General features: G+C 60.4%; 13 protein-coding genes. 7 read left to right on the top strand and 6 right to left on the bottom strand.

Annotated elements, in window-relative coordinates; genetic code table 11:
• Position 1 precedes the first annotated feature (1 nt).
• A complete protein-coding gene (locus tag IEW17_RS13095) occupies positions 2-301 on the top strand; it encodes a hypothetical protein (protein WP_188562500.1) in 300 nt (99 codons plus the stop codon).
• A gap of 102 nt (positions 302-403) precedes the next feature.
• Here IEW17_RS13095 and IEW17_RS13090 read toward each other — a convergent pair whose 3' ends face one another.
• From IEW17_RS13090 to IEW17_RS13075, 4 genes are all read right to left on the bottom strand, one after another.
• On the bottom strand, positions 404-2,758 hold the full coding sequence (locus IEW17_RS13090) for a phospholipase D-like domain-containing protein (protein ID WP_188562499.1): 2,355 nt from the start codon (positions 2,756-2,758) through the stop codon (positions 404-406).
• A 120-nt stretch (positions 2,759-2,878) separates the two neighbouring features.
• Positions 2,879-3,892, bottom strand: coding sequence for a fibronectin type III domain-containing protein (locus IEW17_RS13085; RefSeq protein WP_188562498.1), 1,014 nt, complete (start codon positions 3,890-3,892; stop codon positions 2,879-2,881).
• 117 nt (positions 3,893-4,009) lie between these two features.
• Positions 4,010-5,044, bottom strand: coding sequence for a UDP-N-acetylmuramate dehydrogenase (murB, locus tag IEW17_RS13080; RefSeq protein ID WP_188562497.1), 1,035 nt, complete (start codon positions 5,042-5,044; stop codon positions 4,010-4,012).
• Between the two features lie 65 nt (positions 5,045-5,109).
• Positions 5,110-6,507 (bottom strand): sugar MFS transporter, encoded by a 1,398-nt coding sequence (locus IEW17_RS13075; protein WP_188562496.1) that lies wholly within the window; start codon positions 6,505-6,507, stop codon positions 5,110-5,112.
• 163 nt (positions 6,508-6,670) lie between these two features.
• On the opposite strand from IEW17_RS13075, the gene IEW17_RS13070 reads away from it, so the two are divergent.
• The 3 genes from IEW17_RS13070 (at position 6,671) to IEW17_RS13060 (ending at position 11,824) form a co-directional block, all read left to right on the top strand.
• Positions 6,671-7,900, top strand: coding sequence for a THUMP domain-containing class I SAM-dependent RNA methyltransferase (locus IEW17_RS13070; RefSeq protein ID WP_188562495.1), 1,230 nt, complete (start codon positions 6,671-6,673; stop codon positions 7,898-7,900).
• An 82-nt stretch (positions 7,901-7,982) separates the two neighbouring features.
• A complete protein-coding gene (gene recQ / locus IEW17_RS13065) occupies positions 7,983-10,700 on the top strand; it encodes a DNA helicase RecQ (protein WP_188562494.1) in 2,718 nt (905 codons plus the stop codon).
• A 299-nt stretch (positions 10,701-10,999) separates the two neighbouring features.
• Positions 11,000-11,824, top strand: a complete 825-nt coding sequence (locus tag IEW17_RS13060; RefSeq protein WP_188562493.1) for a LexA family transcriptional regulator — start codon at positions 11,000-11,002, stop codon at positions 11,822-11,824.
• A gap of 259 nt (positions 11,825-12,083) precedes the next feature.
• Here the strand turns inward: IEW17_RS13060 and IEW17_RS13055 are convergent, their stop codons facing one another.
• Positions 12,084-13,292, bottom strand: coding sequence for a hypothetical protein (locus IEW17_RS13055; protein WP_188562492.1), 1,209 nt, complete (start codon positions 13,290-13,292; stop codon positions 12,084-12,086).
• Between the two features lie 135 nt (positions 13,293-13,427).
• Here IEW17_RS13055 and IEW17_RS13050 point away from each other — a divergent pair, with 135 nt between their 5' ends.
• On the top strand, positions 13,428-14,150 hold the full coding sequence (locus tag IEW17_RS13050) for a pirin family protein (RefSeq protein ID WP_188562491.1): 723 nt from the start codon (positions 13,428-13,430) through the stop codon (positions 14,148-14,150).
• Between the two features lie 91 nt (positions 14,151-14,241).
• Here IEW17_RS13050 and IEW17_RS13045 read toward each other — a convergent pair whose 3' ends face one another.
• A complete protein-coding gene (locus IEW17_RS13045) occupies positions 14,242-15,096 on the bottom strand; it encodes a hypothetical protein (RefSeq protein WP_188562490.1) in 855 nt (284 codons plus the stop codon).
• A gap of 264 nt (positions 15,097-15,360) precedes the next feature.
• Between IEW17_RS13045 and IEW17_RS13040 the strand changes: the two genes are divergently transcribed.
• Together IEW17_RS13040 and IEW17_RS13035 are read left to right on the top strand one after the other, a co-directional pair.
• On the top strand, positions 15,361-16,407 hold the full coding sequence (locus IEW17_RS13040) for a fasciclin domain-containing protein (protein WP_188562489.1): 1,047 nt from the start codon (positions 15,361-15,363) through the stop codon (positions 16,405-16,407).
• A gap of 192 nt (positions 16,408-16,599) precedes the next feature.
• A complete protein-coding gene (locus IEW17_RS13035; RefSeq protein ID WP_229748989.1) occupies positions 16,600-18,117 on the top strand; it encodes an alpha/beta hydrolase family protein in 1,518 nt (505 codons plus the stop codon).
• The last annotated feature ends 350 nt before the right edge of the window (positions 18,118-18,467 follow it).

Raw genomic sequence — 18,467 nt, 5'->3', positions numbered from 1 at the left:
AATGCGTACTGATTCCATTGAGGAAATAGGAATTGATGGGAATGGCCGGTTATTCGTCAAACCGTTGAATCTTCGTTTTCCTATGATTTGGCGTTCGGGTGCAGAAGTCCATTGGGATGCTAAATATTTATTCCTCTATTCGCCCAAGCCGAGAGAATGGTCTTATCTGGATTGGTACAAGCACATAATCGCAGTTGCTATGGAAGGAGATGGTGGATATTGTGAGCTTAGCATAACAGGGACCACATTATGGACTAACGTTCCTGCAGAATTACAACAACAAATTATGGAACTGTCGTGAGTACCGAGCAGAAATAACAGCGATTTGCCAAGTATTGGAAACAAAAGAAGGCGGCTCCCGATTCGGGAGCCGCCTTCTTTTGTAGTAATCCGGGGTGGGTAATTACTGCACCACCACGCGGCTAATCTGGGTCGACTCAGGCGTCGTCACCTGCACCAGGTACAGGCCCGATTTCAGCGCCGTCGCGTCGATGGCGAGGTCGTTGCCGGTTAGGGCCTGGGTTTGGGTCAGCACCACGCGGCCGGTGGCATCGCGCAGCACGATGGTAGCCGTGCGGGCGGTGGTGCTGGCCAGACGTACCTGGAAGCTGCCATGCGTCGGGTTGGGATACACCTGAAGCGTGCTGGCCTGAACGGTGCCGTTGCGGGTAGTCAGCACGAGGCGGCATGGCGTTACCCCCTGGTTCTGGCTGGCAATGCGGGCCGCATATTCCTGGTAATACTGGTTCGTGATGCGGGTATCGTGAATAACGAGGGTGTTTTCGTCGTTCTCGGTATCGGCCGAAGCCGTCCAGTTGTGCGAGCCCACGAACACCGTGGGGTCCGACTGCGCAGCGCCGGCGTCCACAATCAGGGTTTTGTGGTGCATGATGCCCGTCTTGTTGTCGAGCAGGTAGCGGGTGCCCATGCCCGCCCGGATGGTGCGGAACACGAAGCCGGCCACGCCGCTGGTGTCGTTGGTGAGGCCATCGGAGCAGGTGCCAATGCCGCGCTGCGTCACTTGGTCGGCAACGGCGCGGCCGATGTCGGCGCGGGTCACGAGCATCGAGAGCACGTGCAGGTCGAAGTCGGCGGTACGAATGGTTTCGATGAGGCGGCTATTCACGTTGTCGGTCGGCGAGAACCACGACTCCACCCGCTTACCACCAATGACGAGGTAATGCGGCGTGTTGTCGGTTTTGCGCGAGCCAAACAGGGAAGTGCCGGGCGTGATGGTGCTGCTGCCCCACATTTCCTCAAATTCCATGGTGTAAACGCGGGCCAGGCTTTGGTCCTGTACGGTCACCACGTTGTTGCGGTCGGTGCTGAGCTGCGCGCCCGTCCAGTTGGTCGAGCCCGTCCACACCATCGGCAGGTCGGGGTTCGTGCTGTTGGCATCAATCACCACAAATTTGTTGTGCATGATGCTGGTGGTATTGGTGGTGCCGCCGGCCGGGCGGAACACGCGTGGAATGGAAGCCGACAGGCTCGCGATGCTCACGTTGTTGTTGTCGTCCTCGTAAATCACGCGCACCTGCACGCCCCGGGCCTTCGCGGCGTTCACGGCGTTGAGGATGGTGGGGCTGTTCCAGTTGTAAATGGTGATGTCCAGCGTTTGCTGGGCCCGGCCAATGTAACGCGCCAGGGTATCGGCGATGCTGCCGGTTATGGCCTGCACGGCGTTGTTGCCGGGCAGGGCCAGGGTATTGTCCACCGTTTGGGTGAAGTAACTTCTCATCCGGCCCGACGAGAGCGACGCCGTAATCATCGGCACCACGCGCGACTCGGAGCGACCGGTAGCGTTGGTCGATACTGCCTGCACGTAGTACACCGTGGTGGGCTGCAGGCCCGTAATGGCCAAGCTGTGTTGGGTGCTCAGTGCCGCGCTGGTAAGGGTGGTGGTGCTGGCAGCGGGCAGGGTGGGCGAGGTCGAGTACAGAACCTGGGTATTGCCCGCGTTCTGGGTATTGAAGCTCACCGTGAAGCCCGTGGTGCTGATGTTGGCGGGCACGGGACTGTTGGTCAGGTTGGGCGTGCTGCCCTGAATAAAGTCGGCGTACTTGCGGTTGAGCAGCTGGAAGCCGCCCGTGGTGCCGGCCGTCGAGGAAGTGTACTGGCTCATGATGCCCACGGCGTCGAACGTGCCGGTGGGGCTGGGCTTGCCAATCAGGCCGTCGACTCCGTTGGAGTTGGTGGGCACGTAGGTAGCCAGCGTGGCGTTGTTGTTCAGCTTGTAGGTGGTGTTTGCTGAAAACGAAGCGACCGTGCCGCCGCCAACCGTGTTCACCGACGTGAGGCCGTTCATGCGCACCAGCTGGCTTTCGTACTGCTCGGCATAGGCCGCCGCCGCGTTTGCCGACGCGAAAACCACAGGGGCCGGCAGGGGCCGGTTGCCGGCCAGCACCGTGAGCGAGGTGATGGGGTCGATTTCCAGCAGGCCCCGGAATATTTTCAGCCCGCCCGTTACCAGGATGCTGTCGCCGGGAGCTAGTGCGCTCACTAGTGGCCCGTTAGTGCCGCCCGTGGTGTACACCGCGATGCCGGCCGTGCCGTCCTGAATGTAGCGTACGATGCTCACCGACGAACCCAGCTCGTTACCGTTCGTGACGATGCCACGCACCGTGACGGTGGGGCCGGCTGTGGAGTTGGTGGCAGGGGCCTGGGCCCGTGCCGCGGCAATGGTAATAGAAGTTTGGGCCTGCACAGCTTGCCACGAGGTAGCACACGCCAGCAAGCCCAGAAGAGTAAACTTCTTCATAAAATCAAAGGAGATAAAAAGAATACAAGAGTAAGTTAGGGGACCTGTTTCAACTCCGAAGATGCTGAATTTTAGCCGAACGCATCGAGGCGCTGCCAGCTGGCGACCTAATTACCGATGCTAGTTTTTAGTGCCCTTCCGTTGGCGTTTGCTGCTGCTGGTGATGAACGGCACGGCCGGAGCGGTTTCGGTGCCGGCCGCGTTGCGCGAGCTCACTTCCACGTAGTAAGTGGTGCCGGGAATCAGGTTGCTCAGCGTGATACTGTGCTTGGTAGTGAGGGCGGCATCGGTGCGGGTTTCTTTCAGCTCTTTGGAATTGAGGCCGTAGCGGACGCGGGTATCACCGGGGTTGAGGGTGGAGTAGAGCACGGTGAAGCCGGTACTGCTCACGTTCACGGGCACGGCTTCTTCGGTGAGGCGGGGCAGGCCGCTGCCCAGCACCAGGTCGGACGCCAGGCGGGGCAGCAGCTGGTAGCCACCCGTGCCGCTGGGTGCATACTGGCTCATGATGCCGCGCACATCAAAAGGTTCGGCAGTAGGAGGCGCCACATCGACCAGGCCCTCAGGGCCGGTGCTGGCCGCCACGATGCGCACCAGGGTGCCCGGCATGCCGTCGAGCAGGTAGTTGGCGTTGCCGGCCAGCGTAGCAGCGCGCGCGCCCGCCGGCGTCTGCAGGCGTTTCACGCCCGTTATTTCCAGCAAACGGCTTTCATTGGCCTCGACGAAAGCGGACGTGGCCTGTGCCACGGGCACCTGGACGGCCCGCATCCGCACGCCACTGGCCAGCTTGTGGAACGATGCCACGGGGTCCATTTCCAGCAGGCCGTTGTAGGTCTTGAGCTGGCCCGTTACCTGAATGCTGTCGCCGGCCCGCAGCTCGCTAAACCCGGCCAGCCTGGCGGCCTGAGCATAGAGGGCCAGGCCCGCGTCGGCATCCTGCACGTAGCGGATGTTGCCCATCTCGGCCCCGTTGAGTACCACGGCCCGAATTGTAACCGTGCTGCCGGGACCCAGGGCCCGGGCCGCTTTCACGGTGAGTACCGGCGGCACGGCTGGCCCGGTGGGGGGAGTAGCTTGGGCAGCTAGGGCAAAACCAGCAAACAGGCAGGCAATAAGAAGTGACTTAGTTATCATCGCGAATTGTAGAATAAGCAGACCGACAGTAAAATACTTTTGCAAAGTTCAGGACAAAAATGGGATTATCTGATACGCACGGTTCCTGGGAATGAATTATTGCCGAATCCTAACAATTCACAAAATGTTAACTTCCGGGTGAAGCTCGACGGCAAACTGTTGGCGAACGGCGGCAATTATTTCTTCGGCCAGGGCGCGCAACTCACTGCCGGTGGCCCCGCCGTGGTTGACGAGCACGAGGGCCTGGCGGTCGTGCACGCCGTGGGTGCCCGCGCCGGGGCCGCGGCGCAGGCCTTTCCAGCCGGCCTGCTCGATGAGCCAGCCGGCGGGCACCTTCACGCCGCCGGGCACGGGGTAGCCGGGCAGGTCGGGGTACTGGCTTTTGAGGTGGTCGAATCGGGCCTGGGAGATTTCGGGGTTTTTGAAAAAGGAGCCGGCGTTGCCAATCTGGGCCGGGTCGGGCAGCTTGGAGCGGCGGATGTGCACCACGGCGCGGCTCACGTCCTGCGCCGTGGGCTCGCCCATAATGCCCAGCTCGGCCAGCGTGTCGGTGATGGCTCCGTAGCGCACGTTGGGTCGGGCCTGGCGGTGCAGGCGCAGCACCACGGCCGTGACCACGAACTGGTTTTTGAGCGCGTTTTTGAACACGCTTTCGCGGTAGCCGAAGCCGCACGCATCGGCGGCGAACACGCGCAATGCGCCGGTGCTGATTTCGATGGCTTCCAAATGGTCGAAGGTGTCGCGCAGCTCGGCCCCGTAAGCGCCAATGTTCTGGAGCGGGGCCGCGCCCACCGTGCCGGGAATGAGCGAGAGGTTTTCGATACCGCTCAGGTCCTGGTCGAGGGCGTACTCCACCATGCCGTGCCAGCTTTCGCCGGCCCCGGCCCGCACCAGGGCGGTATTGGTGTCGCCGTCTTCCGACAGGATTTCCAGCCCGCAAATCTCATTCTTGAGCACCACGCCGCCGAAATTCTGGGTGAAGAGCAAGTTGGAGCCGCCGCCGAGAATGAGCTTGTCGGCGGCCTGCACCTGCGGCAGCTTCAGCAACTCCCGTAGCGCATCGGCCGAGGCGAAGCGGGCGAAGTAGCGGGCCTGCACATCGAGGCCAAAGGTGTTGTAGGGGCGGAGGGAGACGTTTTCTTCGAGTACCATGCCGCAAAGGTACTGGCGGCAGCACGGGCTGGGAAGGTGGTGCGGAGCCGGCGGCAAGTGGTAATCTACCGCACGCGGTAGCCGCTCAGCGCATAAAACAGCAAGTACACGTAGCACAGCGCCGGCACTACAAACGCCACCCGCAGCCCGCCGCCATTGGTAGCCAGCCAGCCCATGAGCGGCGGAATGAGCGCCCCGCCCACGATGGCCATAATCAGGTACGACGAGCCCTGCTTGGTGAACGGTCCCAGTCCGGTGATGGCCAGCGGGAAAATCACGGGCCACATGATGGAGTTCATCAAGCCGCAGAGCACGATGAGCCACAGCGCCGTTTCGCCGGTGCTCAGGATGCTGGCCCCCACCAGCGCCGCGCCGGCCGCGCACACCGCCACCAGCAGGGCGCGGTTGTGGAATTTGAGCAGCAGCGGAATGCCCACCACCCGGCCAATGAGCGAGCCGAACCAGTACGACGACACCAGCACCGCGCCCACCGCCTTGGTGAAGCCGGCCGTGGTATCAATGGCCGATGGCTCCTTGCCGAACAGCACCAGGGCGTAGTTGGTGGCCACGTTCAGCCCCTGCACCAGGCTTTGGGTGAAGGCCGAAAGCTGCCGAACCCCTTGCGACTCGCCGTAGCGAATGAGGAACGAGCCGAGCCCGACTTCCACGCCCACATACACGAAGATGGCCCCAATGCCCAGCACCAGATGCGGAAACGCCAGCGCCGACGTGCGCCCCGCTGCCATGGGACGGGCTTCCTCGGCGGCTTCTTCGGCAATACCTTCGATGTCGGGCAGCTTTACCAGGAAGAAAAACAGCGCCGCCAGCAGCATTAGAAACACCGCTAAGCCCACGTAGGGGCCTTTTACCAGCTGCGATTCTTCGGCCAGGCGTTCGGCCAGGGGCAGCGCGGCCAAGCGCGCCTTCAGCGCCACCGAGCCGCCGAACAGCACCAGCCCGCCCACCAGTGGCGAGAGCGCTCCGCCGAAATTGTTGGCCACGCCCACCACGCTCACCCGCGCCGCCGCGCCCCGCGCCGGCCCCAGAATGCTCACGTAAGGGTTGGCCGCCACTTGCAGCAGCGTAATGCCCGCGCCCAGTACGCTCAGCGCCAGCAGAAATAGCCCGAAGGCCCGCGAATCGGCCGCCGGGATGAAGAGCAGCGCCCCGCCCGCCATAATCAGCAGGCCCACTACGATACCGTGCTGGTAGCCCAGCTTTTTCAGCACCCAGCCGGCGGGCAGCGACATCAGAAAATACGCCCCAAAGAAGGCCGACTGTACCGCCGACGACTGCAAATCCGTGAGCTGACACACGTCTTTCAAATACGGCATGAGCACGTCGTTGAAGTTTGTGACCGCGCCGAAGAGGAAAAATAGGGTCGTCATCAGCACCATGGGGCCGGCGTAGGAGCGGGCCGGGGCAGTGCTGGTGGTCAGAGTTGCTAAGGGAGCAGTAGCCATACGGGGAGTTTTTGTGGCTTTAAAGGTACACAACTGTCATCCTGAGTACCGCCAGGGACCTTGCTATGCCGGAACGTTTGCAGGAATTCAATCAGCGAAAACGTGGTAAGGTCCTGCGCGGTGCTCAGGATGACAGCTTTTTTAGCCCGACCTTTGCCCTAATATGCACCTCACCGCCACCACCCAGTTCGGCCTGGAAGAACTGCTCGCCGACGAGTTATACCACCTTGGAGCCGACATCACGCACATCGGTTCGCGGGCCGTCGAATTCATCGGCGACCAGCGCCTGCTCTACGAAGTAGCCCTGTGGAGCCGCTTGTCCATGCGCCTGCTGCGGCCCTTCGCCGTGTTCCACGCCGCCGATGAAAAGGCTCTGTACCGCGAGGTGGGCCGCATCGATTGGCAGGATTTCATCGGGGCCGACCAAACTTTCGCCATCACTTCGGTGGTGAACCGCTCCACGTTCGAGCACTCGCTGTTCGTGTCGCAGCTCACCAAGGATGCCATTGTGGACCAGTTCCGGGCCCGCACCGGCGAGCGGCCCAGCGTGGATACCCGCACGCCGGATATCCGCCTGCACCTGCGCATGTCGGAGAACGAAGTCATCCTCAGCCTCGACGCGGCCGGCGACTCGCTGCACCGCCGCGGCTACCGCCAGCACACCAACGAAGCGCCCCTGAACGAGGTGCTGGCTGCGGGCCTAGTGCTGCTCTCCGGTTGGGATGCCAAAAAGCCGCTCATCGACCCGATGTGCGGTTCGGCCACCATCCTCACCGAGGCCGGCCTGATTAGCCAGCGCATCGCGCCCGGTTTGTTCCACCAAGGCAAGTTCGGCTTTGAAAACTGGTACGACTTCGACCCCGCGCTCTGGAACCAGGTGCGCGAAGAAGCCAAGGCCCAGCGCCTCGAAGAGCCGCAAGCCTACCTCGCCGGCTCCGACCTCGACCCCAAAACCATCGACATGGCCGCCGCCAACATCACCGCCGCCGGCCTGGAAGATTTTATTCGTCTGTCGGTGCGCGATGTGAAGGACGCCACGGCTCCGGCCAAAGAGGAGCCGGGCATTGTCATTACCAACCCGCCCTACGGCGAGCGAATAGGGGAGGAGACCGAAATGGCCGCCTTGTATAAGACGATTGGGGATGCGCTGAAGGCGAATTTCCAGGGGTATGACGCCTTTGTGTTGACTGGGAATCTGGAAGCAGCCAAGAGCATTGGGCTGAAGGCGGCTAGAAGGATGCCGCTTTTTAACGGGCCAATCGACTGCCGGCTGCTGAAGTATGAGCTGTACCGGGGGAGCCGGCGGGCACCGGGACCTCACCCCCCGGCCCCCTCTCCCGCGGAGAGGGGGAGCCACGGCGGCACGGAAGACAAAAGCGAAGATGGACAATAAAAGTAACCGTTAAGCTCCCCCTCTCCGCGGGAGAGGGGGCCGGGGGGTGAGGTGAATCAGCCGCGCCACCTACCTTGCCTGCATGGAAGCCCCGCACTCAGTTCCATCTGGCCCCGAGGACGTTGCCAACTTCGTGTTTACGACCGAAGTTCGTCCTTGGCGCAAGCACCTCAAAGAATACGCCCGCCAAAACCGCCGTCAGCCCACTGAAGCTGAACACCTACTCTGGCAAGCTTTGCGCAATACCAAGCAAGGTGCTAAGTTCCGCCGTCAGCACGCCATTGGCTCTTTTATCGTCGACTTCATCTGCGTTGCCGCTAAGCTAATTATCGAAGTCGACGGCGAAATTCACTGCTCTCCCGAGCAGGCCGAATACGACACTGGCCGTACCTTCACGCTAACGGAATTAGGCTACCGCGAACTGCGTTTCAGCAACCAGCAAGTGCTAACCAGCTTGGACAACGTCCTCGCTGAAATAGCCCAAAACCTGACAGAAAACCACCCAGAATCATCGTCTGGCACCCCCTCTCCACGGGAGAGGGGGCCGGGGGGTGAGGTTCCCCCGAACGATATGCCCGAACTAGCCACTGCCCCGCCTATCATGCAAGCCGCCCGCCAGGCCCTGAAACGGTATTACGGCTACGACAACTTTCGCCCCATGCAGGGCGACATCATTCAGCACATCCTCGCCGGCAACGACACCGTGGTGCTCATGCCCACGGGTGGCGGCAAGTCGGTCTGCTTCCAGATTCCGGCCGTGGTTTCGGAAGGCACCTGTATCGTGGTGTCGCCCCTCATCGCCCTGATGAAGGACCAGGTGGAAGCCCTCAAAGCCAACGGCATCGCCGCCGCTTACATCAACAGCAGCGTGGGCCAGAGCGAGGCCAACGACATTGCCCGCGCCGCCGTGGGCGGCTACCTTAAGCTGCTCTACGTGTCGCCGGAGAAGCTGCTGTCGGAGGGGTTTCTGCAGTTTCTGACGCGGGTCAACATCAGCCTGTTCGCCATTGATGAGGCGCACTGCATTTCGAGTTGGGGCCATGATTTCCGGCCCGAATACACCCAACTCGGCCAGCTGCGGACGCATTTTCCCAATACGCCCATTATCGCCCTCACGGCCACGGCCGACCGCCTCACGCAGCGCGACATCAAAACCCAGCTCAACCTGCACGAGCCCCGGGTGTTTTTGTCCAGCTTCGACCGGCCCAATATCAACCTGATTGTGCGGCCGGGCCAGGACCGGGTCGGGTCGGTCATCGAGTACATCATCCGCAATCCCGAAGACCCCGGCATCATCTACTGCCTCTCGCGCAAAACCTGCGAAACCATTTCCGGCAAGCTCATCGCCAAGGGCATCAAGGCGGCGCACTACCACGCCGGCCTCACGCCCTTGCAGCGCAGCAAGGCCCAGGAAGCCTTTTTGCAGGATGATATTCAGGTGATTGTGGCCACCATTGCCTTCGGTATGGGCATCGACAAGAGCAACGTGCGCTGGGTGATGCACTACAACCTGCCCAAAAATATCGAGGGCTACTACCAGGAAATTGGCCGCGCCGGGCGCGATGGCTCGCCGGCTACCGCCATTCTGTTCTACAGCTTCGCCGATGTGATGCAGATGCGCGAAATGGTGACCAAGGACGTGCCCGCCCGCCAGGCCCAGCTCAACACCGCCAAGTTGGAGCGCATGCAGCAGTTTGCGGAAGCCGCCAGCTGCCGCCGCAAAATTCTGCTCAACTACTTCTCCGAAAACCTGCCGCAGGACTGCGGCAACTGCGACATCTGCCGCAACCCGCCCACCACGTTCGACGGGACGCTAATTGCCCAGAAAGCCCTCTCGGCTGTGTTCCGCAGCCGCGAGCGGGTGGCCATCAACCTGCTGATTGATATCCTGCGCGGTATGCGCAACCAGGCCGTGCTGCAAGGCGGCTACGACCAGATAAAAACCTACGGCGCGGGCAACGACCTGCCTTACCTGGACTGGTACAGCTACATTCACCAGATGCTGAACGACGGCCTGTTCTACATCGCCTACGAGGAGGGCTACGCCCTGAAAATCACCGAGCGCGGCCACCAGGTCTTGAAAGGCCTGCTCAACCTGCCGCTCAAAAAATTCCAGCCCAGCGAGAAAGCCGAAAAGCCCACCCGCGCCGGCAAAAAAGCGACCATCGCCGCCACGATTGGCACGCCCGAAGCCCAGCTGTTCGACAAGCTCCGCAAGCTCCGCAAGCAGATTGCCGACGAGCAGGGCGTGCCGCCCTATGTAGTGTTTTCCGATGCCACGCTGCAGGAAATGGCGGCCGAGCGGCCCGTGAGCCGCGTGGGCATGCTGGGCATTTCGGGCGTGGGCATGAAGAAGTTTGAGACCTACGGCGAGGCCTTCATCCGCCTGATTCTGGAGCACGGCGGTGGCCAGTACGTGCCTTCCGACTCGGATAGCATGTTCAACGAGCCGCGCCCGCGCCTGACGGCGGCCGAGAAAGCCGACAAGCCCGTGAGTGACTCCGAAGATGCCACCATCCAGTTTCATCAGATGGGCCTCACCCCCGAGGATATTTCCGAGCGCCGCGGCCTGGCCCTGAGCACCGTGAAAACGCACCTCTACAACGCCTACGCCAAGGGCCGCGAGCTGCGCATCCACGACTTCGCGAGCGACGTGGAGTTGGCCGAAATCTTCACCGCCCGCGCCCAGCTCGGCGGCGAACCTACGCTGCGCGACCTGTTCGACCACCTACGGGAGAAGTACGACTACTTCCAGCTGCGCATGGCCGCGCTCTACCACAAGCGCTTGCGCGGGCAGTAAAAAATAATGCCTCTGAAACCACCGTATTCCGTGGGGTGAATTTCCGGCGGCGGTCCAGGTTCGGCTTGGTGTTGTTTCATTGACGTTGGTGGTCCGGCGGCGGCGACTTTTGTCTTTGTACACCGGTTCGGCCCAGTGTTGCACCGCCAATGTTGCGCCGGGCAACAACTTGCTCGTCGCTAAAGTGATGGGCAGAAAAATATTAGCTAAGTGAATTAGTAACTTCGCGCCTGCGTTGCTAACTTCACCAGCCGAATCTGTGTTGAAGCTAACGCTATTCCTGGCTGCTGTCTCCCCCGATGATTAATACGAACCTGAAATTTTGCCGGCGCGAGCTAGCCCTCACGCAGGCCCAGATGGCCGACAAGCTCGGTATCAAACGCTCCTTGGTGGGGGCCTACGAAGAAGGCCGCGCCGAACCCCGCCTCGCTACGCTCGTCAACATGGCCCGTCTGTTCGGCATCACGCTCGACCAGTTGGTAACCACTGACTTTAGCAAAAAGAAGAACACCAAAATCATTGGTTCGCTGCCCGCGCCCGACCCTAACGCGCCCGATACCGACGACAACCCCGAGCCGCCCACGCCCGCTGGCGGCAAGCTCCGCGTCCTGGCCTTCACTGTAGATAAAGACCAGAACGAGAACATTGAGCTGGTGCCCCAGAAAGCGGCAGCTGGCTACCTCAACGGCTACGCCGACCGCGAGTATCTGGAAGTATTGCCCAAGTTCCGGCTGCCCATGCTCTCGCAAACGGGCACCTACCGCGCCTTCGAAATTGCCGGCGATTCCATGCTGCCCATTGCCAGCGGCACGGTCATCGTGGGCCGCTACGTAGAGGAATGGACCAGTATCAAGGATGGCACGCCCTGCGTGGTGGTGAGCAGCCGCGACGGCATTGTGTTTAAGCGCGTATTCAACAAGCTGCGTTCGAACGCCATGTTGGTGTTGCACTCTGACAACCCCAACTTCTCGCCCTACGACGTGAAGGCCGACGACGTGCTGGAAATTTGGGAAGCCAAGAGCTACATCAGCAGCACGTTCCCCATTGCCGAACTCTCGTTGGAGCGCGTGGCCAGCCTCGTGCTCGATTTGCAGCAGCAGGTGGCCCTCCTGCGCAAAGCCTAGAGCAGTTCTCCGGTTGGTGTACGCGGTGGCGACGTAACATTTTGCGTCGCCACATCGCCCAACAACTCTACACCAAATTGAGCATTGCGCTAAGTGCCGTAAGGTGCTGGCTTTGCTCTGAATGGCGCGGTGCCGCTCGCGCAGTTGGTTTCTGCCTTCGGATTGTTGCGTGCAGCAGTTGACCAAAAAAGACCAGCCCGATTTACGGGCTGGTCTTTTTTGTCAGTGGTTGAACTGGTGTGTCAGGGGTGAGGGCCTGCTAAGGCAGCATTATTTTAATTGCCCGGCTGGGCGCCTGCTGCAGCCACTCCAACCGGACTACGTAGAGGCCCGGGGCCAGCGGCGGCAGCGGCAGTCGCTCGTCGCCCCTCAGGTCAGCTTGAAAGCGCAAGGCACCCCGTAGGTCGTAAAGCAGCAGTCGTTTGGCCCCGCAGCCGGGCCCCAACACCAATGCACGCCCGGCGGCATCGACCTGCACGGCGCAGGCCGATGCCGGTTCCGGCTGCGCCACGCCAGTGGGCAGGGCGCGGCAAGGTTGCCAGCCGTAGTACATGCGCAGGTACGTGCCCAGGGCCACCGCCAACGTGTCGGCAAAACGGCGGCGGTTGGTGGCGGAGTTGCGCAAGCCGGGCGCATGGGTTTCGGCCTGAATGGCATCGACGGGGCCAGCGTTGCGGTACGAGCCGTGCCGGAATGTGCTGTAGCCGCCGTTGAAATAAGGGTCGGCACTTTGCGGGGCCGGGTCTTGCTGGCTGGGCACGGCCGGGTACCCACGCGCAGCCAGTAGGGTGCCCAGCGCGCTGGGACCCCGCACCAAGCCGGGCAGAGCAGCTCGGCCGCTGGGCTGCGCGGTCACCAGTCCCCAAATGCTGGTGCTATCGGCCAAGGCCAATACCTGGGCATCGGGCCGGCGCAGTTCCGAAGCCGTAAGCAAATAGCCCAACTCAATACGGGCAATGGCGTGGCCGTGCCCGTGCAGTTCCAAAAAAAGTCCACGCCGGCCAACCACAGCGCCCACCTGTGCGGCAGCATCGTCCAGAAAACCGTGGTATTCGCGCCAGGCTTGGGTGGCCAAGGCGTTGCCGCAGCTGGCTTCGGGCAAAGGCCGGTTGGGGTCGAGCTTGACACGCGCCAAGTGACTGACAACCAAATGGGCCTGGCAAGCATAGCGTCGCGTAAAGGCGCTGTCCAGGGCGCGCACCAGGGCCTGGGTATTGGCGTCGGTTACGGAGGTGGCGTCCGGGCAGGTTCGGTCGGGCAGGGCGGCCGGGCGGAGGGCGCCGTCGTGGGGCGCGGCCAGCAGCAGCGGCGCGTTGCCCGCGCGGTATTCCACGTAATTATTTTGGCCAAAATAAGTCCGGCCCGCTACGTACTGGGCACGAGCCGCGGTGCTGGCTACTCCCAGCAGCGCGGCCATTCCCAGCGCGCAGCGCTGCAAAAGCCGAAGGGAAGGCAGCTGTGGAAACATGGAGAAGAAGCTGAGCCGCTAATAACGCGGACATTCAGGTGTTCAAATATAAGCCCATAGGCCTCCATCCGTTGCGCCGCCCAACTTACCCAAACCCCGGTGCGTATGCGGGGCACCTATTTACACCTTTGCTCCATGCTCAAGTATCTCTCCGCCGCCGACCGCCACCACGCTGCCCCCGCTGCGTGGCTAAGCAGCTATTTCTTGTTTTCATTCGCGGACTATTTCGACCGCGACAACATGCATTTCGGCCCGTTGCGCGTATTCAACGACGACAACGTAGCGGCGCAATCGGGCTTCCCGCAACACCCGCACTCCGAAATGGAAATTGTGACGCTGGTGCTGGAGGGTGAAATCACGCACCAGGACACGATGGGCAACAACACCACCATCAAAGCCGGCGAGGTGCAGCGCATGACTGCCGGGACTGGCCTGGCTCATTCCGAATTCAACCGTCAGGACAAGCCACTGCACCTGTATCAGTTGTGGTTTATCCCCAGCCAGCGCGGCCTGGCCCCCAGCTACGAGCAGAAGGATTTGGATTTCACGACTACTAATAAGAATGAGTTGGTGCCGCTCGTCACCGGCCAGAAAGTGCTGGAAGACGTGGTGTATATGAATTCCAACAGCACTGTGTACTGGTCTAACCTTGAGGAGGGCGAGGATATCGAATTCAAGACCTTCCCCATTCGCCTCACCTTCATCTACGTGAAAGAAGGCGTCATCTTCGTAAACGGTACCGAGCTGGGCCCCAATGACCAAGCCCGCATGACCGACGAGGACGTGGTGCAAATTCGGGCCGCAAAGGATTCGCAATTCATCCTGATTGACTTGCCCGCTACCGAAGCCAACTACTGATAAAACGACAGGCAATTACCTAAAGAAAGCCGGGAGATACTCCCGGCTTTCTTTAGGTAATTGCCTGTCGTTCAAGAGTACTATAGTTGTCCTAAAAATTGTAGGTTACACCGGCCGAAAAGCCCGTCGCCTTACCAATATTACGGCCGGCGACGTAGGTGCTGGCTCCCAGCGTAAGCCCGAAGCCATTGGCAATGGGACGGTAGGCGCTGGCCCCGATACGAATGAAATTGACGCGGGTAGAAGGGAAAAAACCATTGAAGCCAGCCTCCGAAATGTCGGTGCCGCCGTTTGATTCTTGAAATGAAGCGGAGCCTTCGAGGTAGGTTTTGGGACCGGCATAGCCCAATTTGGCTTCACCAACCAGGGCGTTCGGCACCAAGCCGGTGCGCAGGCTATAGCCCACCTGAGCGGTGGCAAATATCCCCGTGCTGGTCTTGAGATGCGCTACGCCCGCGGCCGAATACTTGGTAGCGCGGTTGCCGATGGCAATAATGTAGCCGTAGCCGGTATTGGTTTGGTAGTCGCTCAGGGGCGTGCTAACGCTCACAACGCCCAGCAAATCGAGGACGCTACTGCCAAGCTCTACCGAATAGCTTTTGAACTTGAGCAGCGCCGTGATGTCTTGCAGTCCCTGCCGGATATTAGCGTAGCCCTGGGTCGAGTACAGCGCGTTCAGGTCGTTGATGACGGTGCCCGGGGCCTTGCCTTTCGACTGAATGTAGGGCAGGCTTACGATGGCATCAATCTTATCGGAGAGGCCGTACGTAGCGTACAGGTTGAGGGAATTAACGCGAACTTCCTGAAAAATTGGGACGCCGTCAATTTTATCGGGGGCCAGGTACACGCTCTCGTAGCGCTCGGTAGTACCCGAAACCACTACTGACCCGTGTCCTTTGCCCGCCATGAACCCGCTGACCAGGGATTGGGCCCGCAGGGAATTCACGCTTCCAGCAAACAAGAGGGCACCTAAAAATAATGCAGTAAATTTTGGCATTGCGCGTGAATAGCTAAGGGATTGAATAGGGTGAAAAAACTGCGAAATGCGCGTTGAAAAGGGCCACATACAGTTTAATATTGTTGCAATCTACGCGAGACTTCCGAGTATTGGATTTACCTTAGTGCAATCCAGCGGCATTCAAAGTCCGTTTATAGTCAGGGGTTTGGAGTGAAAGCATTATTTACCTCGACCAATACAACCTTTTACACGATGAAAAAATATTGTCTCTTTAAAACCGGTGCATTGGCACTTAGCTTGTTGACGCTGGGCAGTTGCGCTAAGAATAAAGATGTCGACCCATCGATTACAAATATTGCGGTAACCAACCCCGATTTTCAGACGCTGGAGGACGCTGCAATCCGCGGCGATGTGGCGGTTACGCTGGGTAATAAAAATCCTAACGACCCGCAGGGCAACTACACCGTATTTGCGCCCACCAATTCGGCCTTTGCCCGCCTGGGGCTGAACTCAGCCCAGGACCTGACCGCGCTGCAACTGCCATTTTTGCGCAACACCCTTTTTTACCACGTGTTCAGCGGTACGCTGCCGGGTAGCGCGCTCACCATTGGTAGCGCTTCTGCAGGTGCGTTCAGGACGCCGGCCATCGCAGCCACTCCCACAACGCCGGCAGTACCATCGGTGACCCCTACGCGCCGCATCATCCGCCGGGCCGATGGCAGCCTATATGTGAATGGCTCCAAAATTCTGAGCACGGATGTGAAAGCCGCTAATGGCCTGATACATCCCATTGATAAAGTGCTGCTTGCTACCGGGGCCGATGTGCTCAATTCGGCGTTGGCGCTGCAAAGCGGCAGCGTGTTTGTGAAGCCAGAACTGACCTTCCTGGTTGAGGCCGTGGTGTACTGCAACCTGCAGGGAGCACTCACGGGCACGCCCGGCAGCCCAAGTCTCACCGTTTTTGCGCCCACCGACCAGGCATTTAAAAATCTGGGCACCATCTTGGGGGTGTCGCTCAATCAGCCCGCTGATATCCGGAAATTGCCCGTGGCCACGGTTACGGCCGTATTGCTCAACCACGTGGTACTGGGTGGGGCACAGGGCGGAAAGTTCACCTCGGAGCTGCCCGAAAATACGACCATCGCAGCCGCTGGTGGCCCGGTCATTATCGGGGCTTTCAACAACGGCGTACTGACGGTGAAAGGTACTAGTAATGCTGCTCCCGCCAACATGGTAATTCCCGATGTGCAATGCACGAACGGAGTGGTACACGTTATCGACCGGGTACTGCTCCCGTAGCTTGTACCAGTAATTCGGCAAAGTGCAGCAAGCTGGCCGATGCCGAAACGATTTTATACAACAGGTTATTGGCTGGCAGCTGGTTTCCAACGATACATGATAGCAGGTAGTCAAAAGATGTTGACAAGAATAATCCGCGCAGCCGGACTGTGGGCATGCCTGCTTCCAGGGTGGGCCCTGGGCCAAACTACGATGCCCGCCGCGGAGGGTGCGAAACCCACTGTAGCCGCTAGTGCTTCGCCCTCGTTGGTGGGGCGCTGGCAGGGTCCATTGCCAATTCCAGGTGGTAGCGTACCGGTTGAAATCAGTATTATCCAGCCGGGGGCCAACAAGCTTGTTGCGACCTTGGACCTGCCCGCCAAGCGCCTGAGCCGCGTGCCGGCGTCGCTAACGTTCCGGGGCGACACCCTGATATTCTATGCCGTGACGGTGGAATGCCGGTTCGTGTGCGTGCAAAGCCCCGATGGGCGGGAACTGCGCGGAACCTGGACGCAACCGGGGCTGCGGGTGCCGCTCACGCTGGCCCGGTTCGTGCCCGGCGCGTTGTTGGCTACGAGCGGCAGCAAGGCCATGGCAGTGAAGACCACTACCTACCACACCGAAGAAGTGACCCTGACCAGCCAGCTCGGCAAAACCAAACTGGCCGGAACCTTGAGCATTCCGGATGGTCCCGGGCCATTTCCCGCCGCTGTGCTCTTATCGGATATGGGCAGCCACGACCGCGACGCCCGCCAGGGCGACTACCGCTTGTTTGCCACGATGGCAGCGGCCCTGGCCCGCCAGGGCATCGCCGTGCTGCGGCTCGACGACCGGGGCGTGGGGCAGTCAGAAGGCGTAGGCAGCCAGACTACTACGGCCGAACTGGTGCGCGATGCGCGGGCGGGGCTCGAATATTTGCGCCTGCGTCCCAGCATCGATGCGGCGCAGACGGGCCTGATTGGGCACGGCGAGGGAGGCAATGTAGCCCTGTTGGCCGCCGCCCAGCCCGAGCCCCCCGGCTTTGTAGTGACCTTGGCCGCCTCCGGATTAGTGGGGCTCGACCTATTGGCCAGCCAGCCCGAACCCGTGGCCAACCCCGCCGATACTGCCTCAGCTGGCGTGGCGCGGCGCCAGCTGTGGGCTGAGGTACTCAACAAAGCCCAAAAGCTTCGCACCAGCGGCTCCAATGCCGCCCAGGTAGAAACCTTCGTAGCTCAGCAGCGCCTCAAAGCCAAGAACGAGGAACGGAAACGGGTAGAAGTCATGCTTAAGTTTCGGCGCACCATGTTTGAGATTGTGCGTCAAACGGCCAGCGACGACCAGGCGCAGGCCATTGTGGTGAACATGCTACGCCAACGCTACCCCAACCAGGACCCCGCCCTGGCCCGCGCGCGCGCCGCCCAGCTCATCATGCCCTGGTACCGATATTACCTAAAGTTTGACCCGAAGCTTAGCTTGGGCGAAGTGCAGTGCCCAGTGCTGCTGCTCAATGGCACCAACGATGCCGAAGTGAATGCCTCTGACAACCTGACGGCACTCGAAAAAGGCCTGAAAAGTAATAAACGCGTGACCGTGCGTCGATTGCCTGGGGTCAACCACTTGTTTCAGACTCCCATAAGTGAGCAGCTGGTTGGGTCTGGTGGCACCCCCGATTTGCTGGTGTCGACTTCGATGCTGGATACCGTGCGAGACTGGATACTGCAGCAGGACAGTAAACCGGCTGGCCGTTAAGTACTCGTGTAGAAATGAATGCATTTAATTGACCGTCATGCTGATTGACCGATAAGCTCAGCTTGACCGCCTTTTATTGTGCGCTTACTTAATTTGTGACTACCTGATTCTGGCTGACGGGGCGCGCTGCACAATCCTAATTACCTGAGTACTTAAGATTCATTAGACTTGTTCCTCAATAAGAAATCGGTGGTTTTCCAAGTCGTATTTGGCGCCAGAAACGGGGGCTGCTCAAAGAATCCAAGGATACACGCTTGGCCAAACCAAAAAGACCATTCAGGCATCATAATCGGCTAAAATATTTGACCATTTCTTATTCAGGAACAAGTCTATTACCTAATCTGACAGCT

Source organism: Hymenobacter frigidus (assembly GCF_014640435.1).
GTDB classification, from domain to species: Bacteria; Bacteroidota; Bacteroidia; order Cytophagales; family Hymenobacteraceae; genus Hymenobacter; species Hymenobacter frigidus.
Note: the sequence above shows the minus strand (reverse complement) of the source record. Positions and strands in the feature narration are given on the sequence as shown.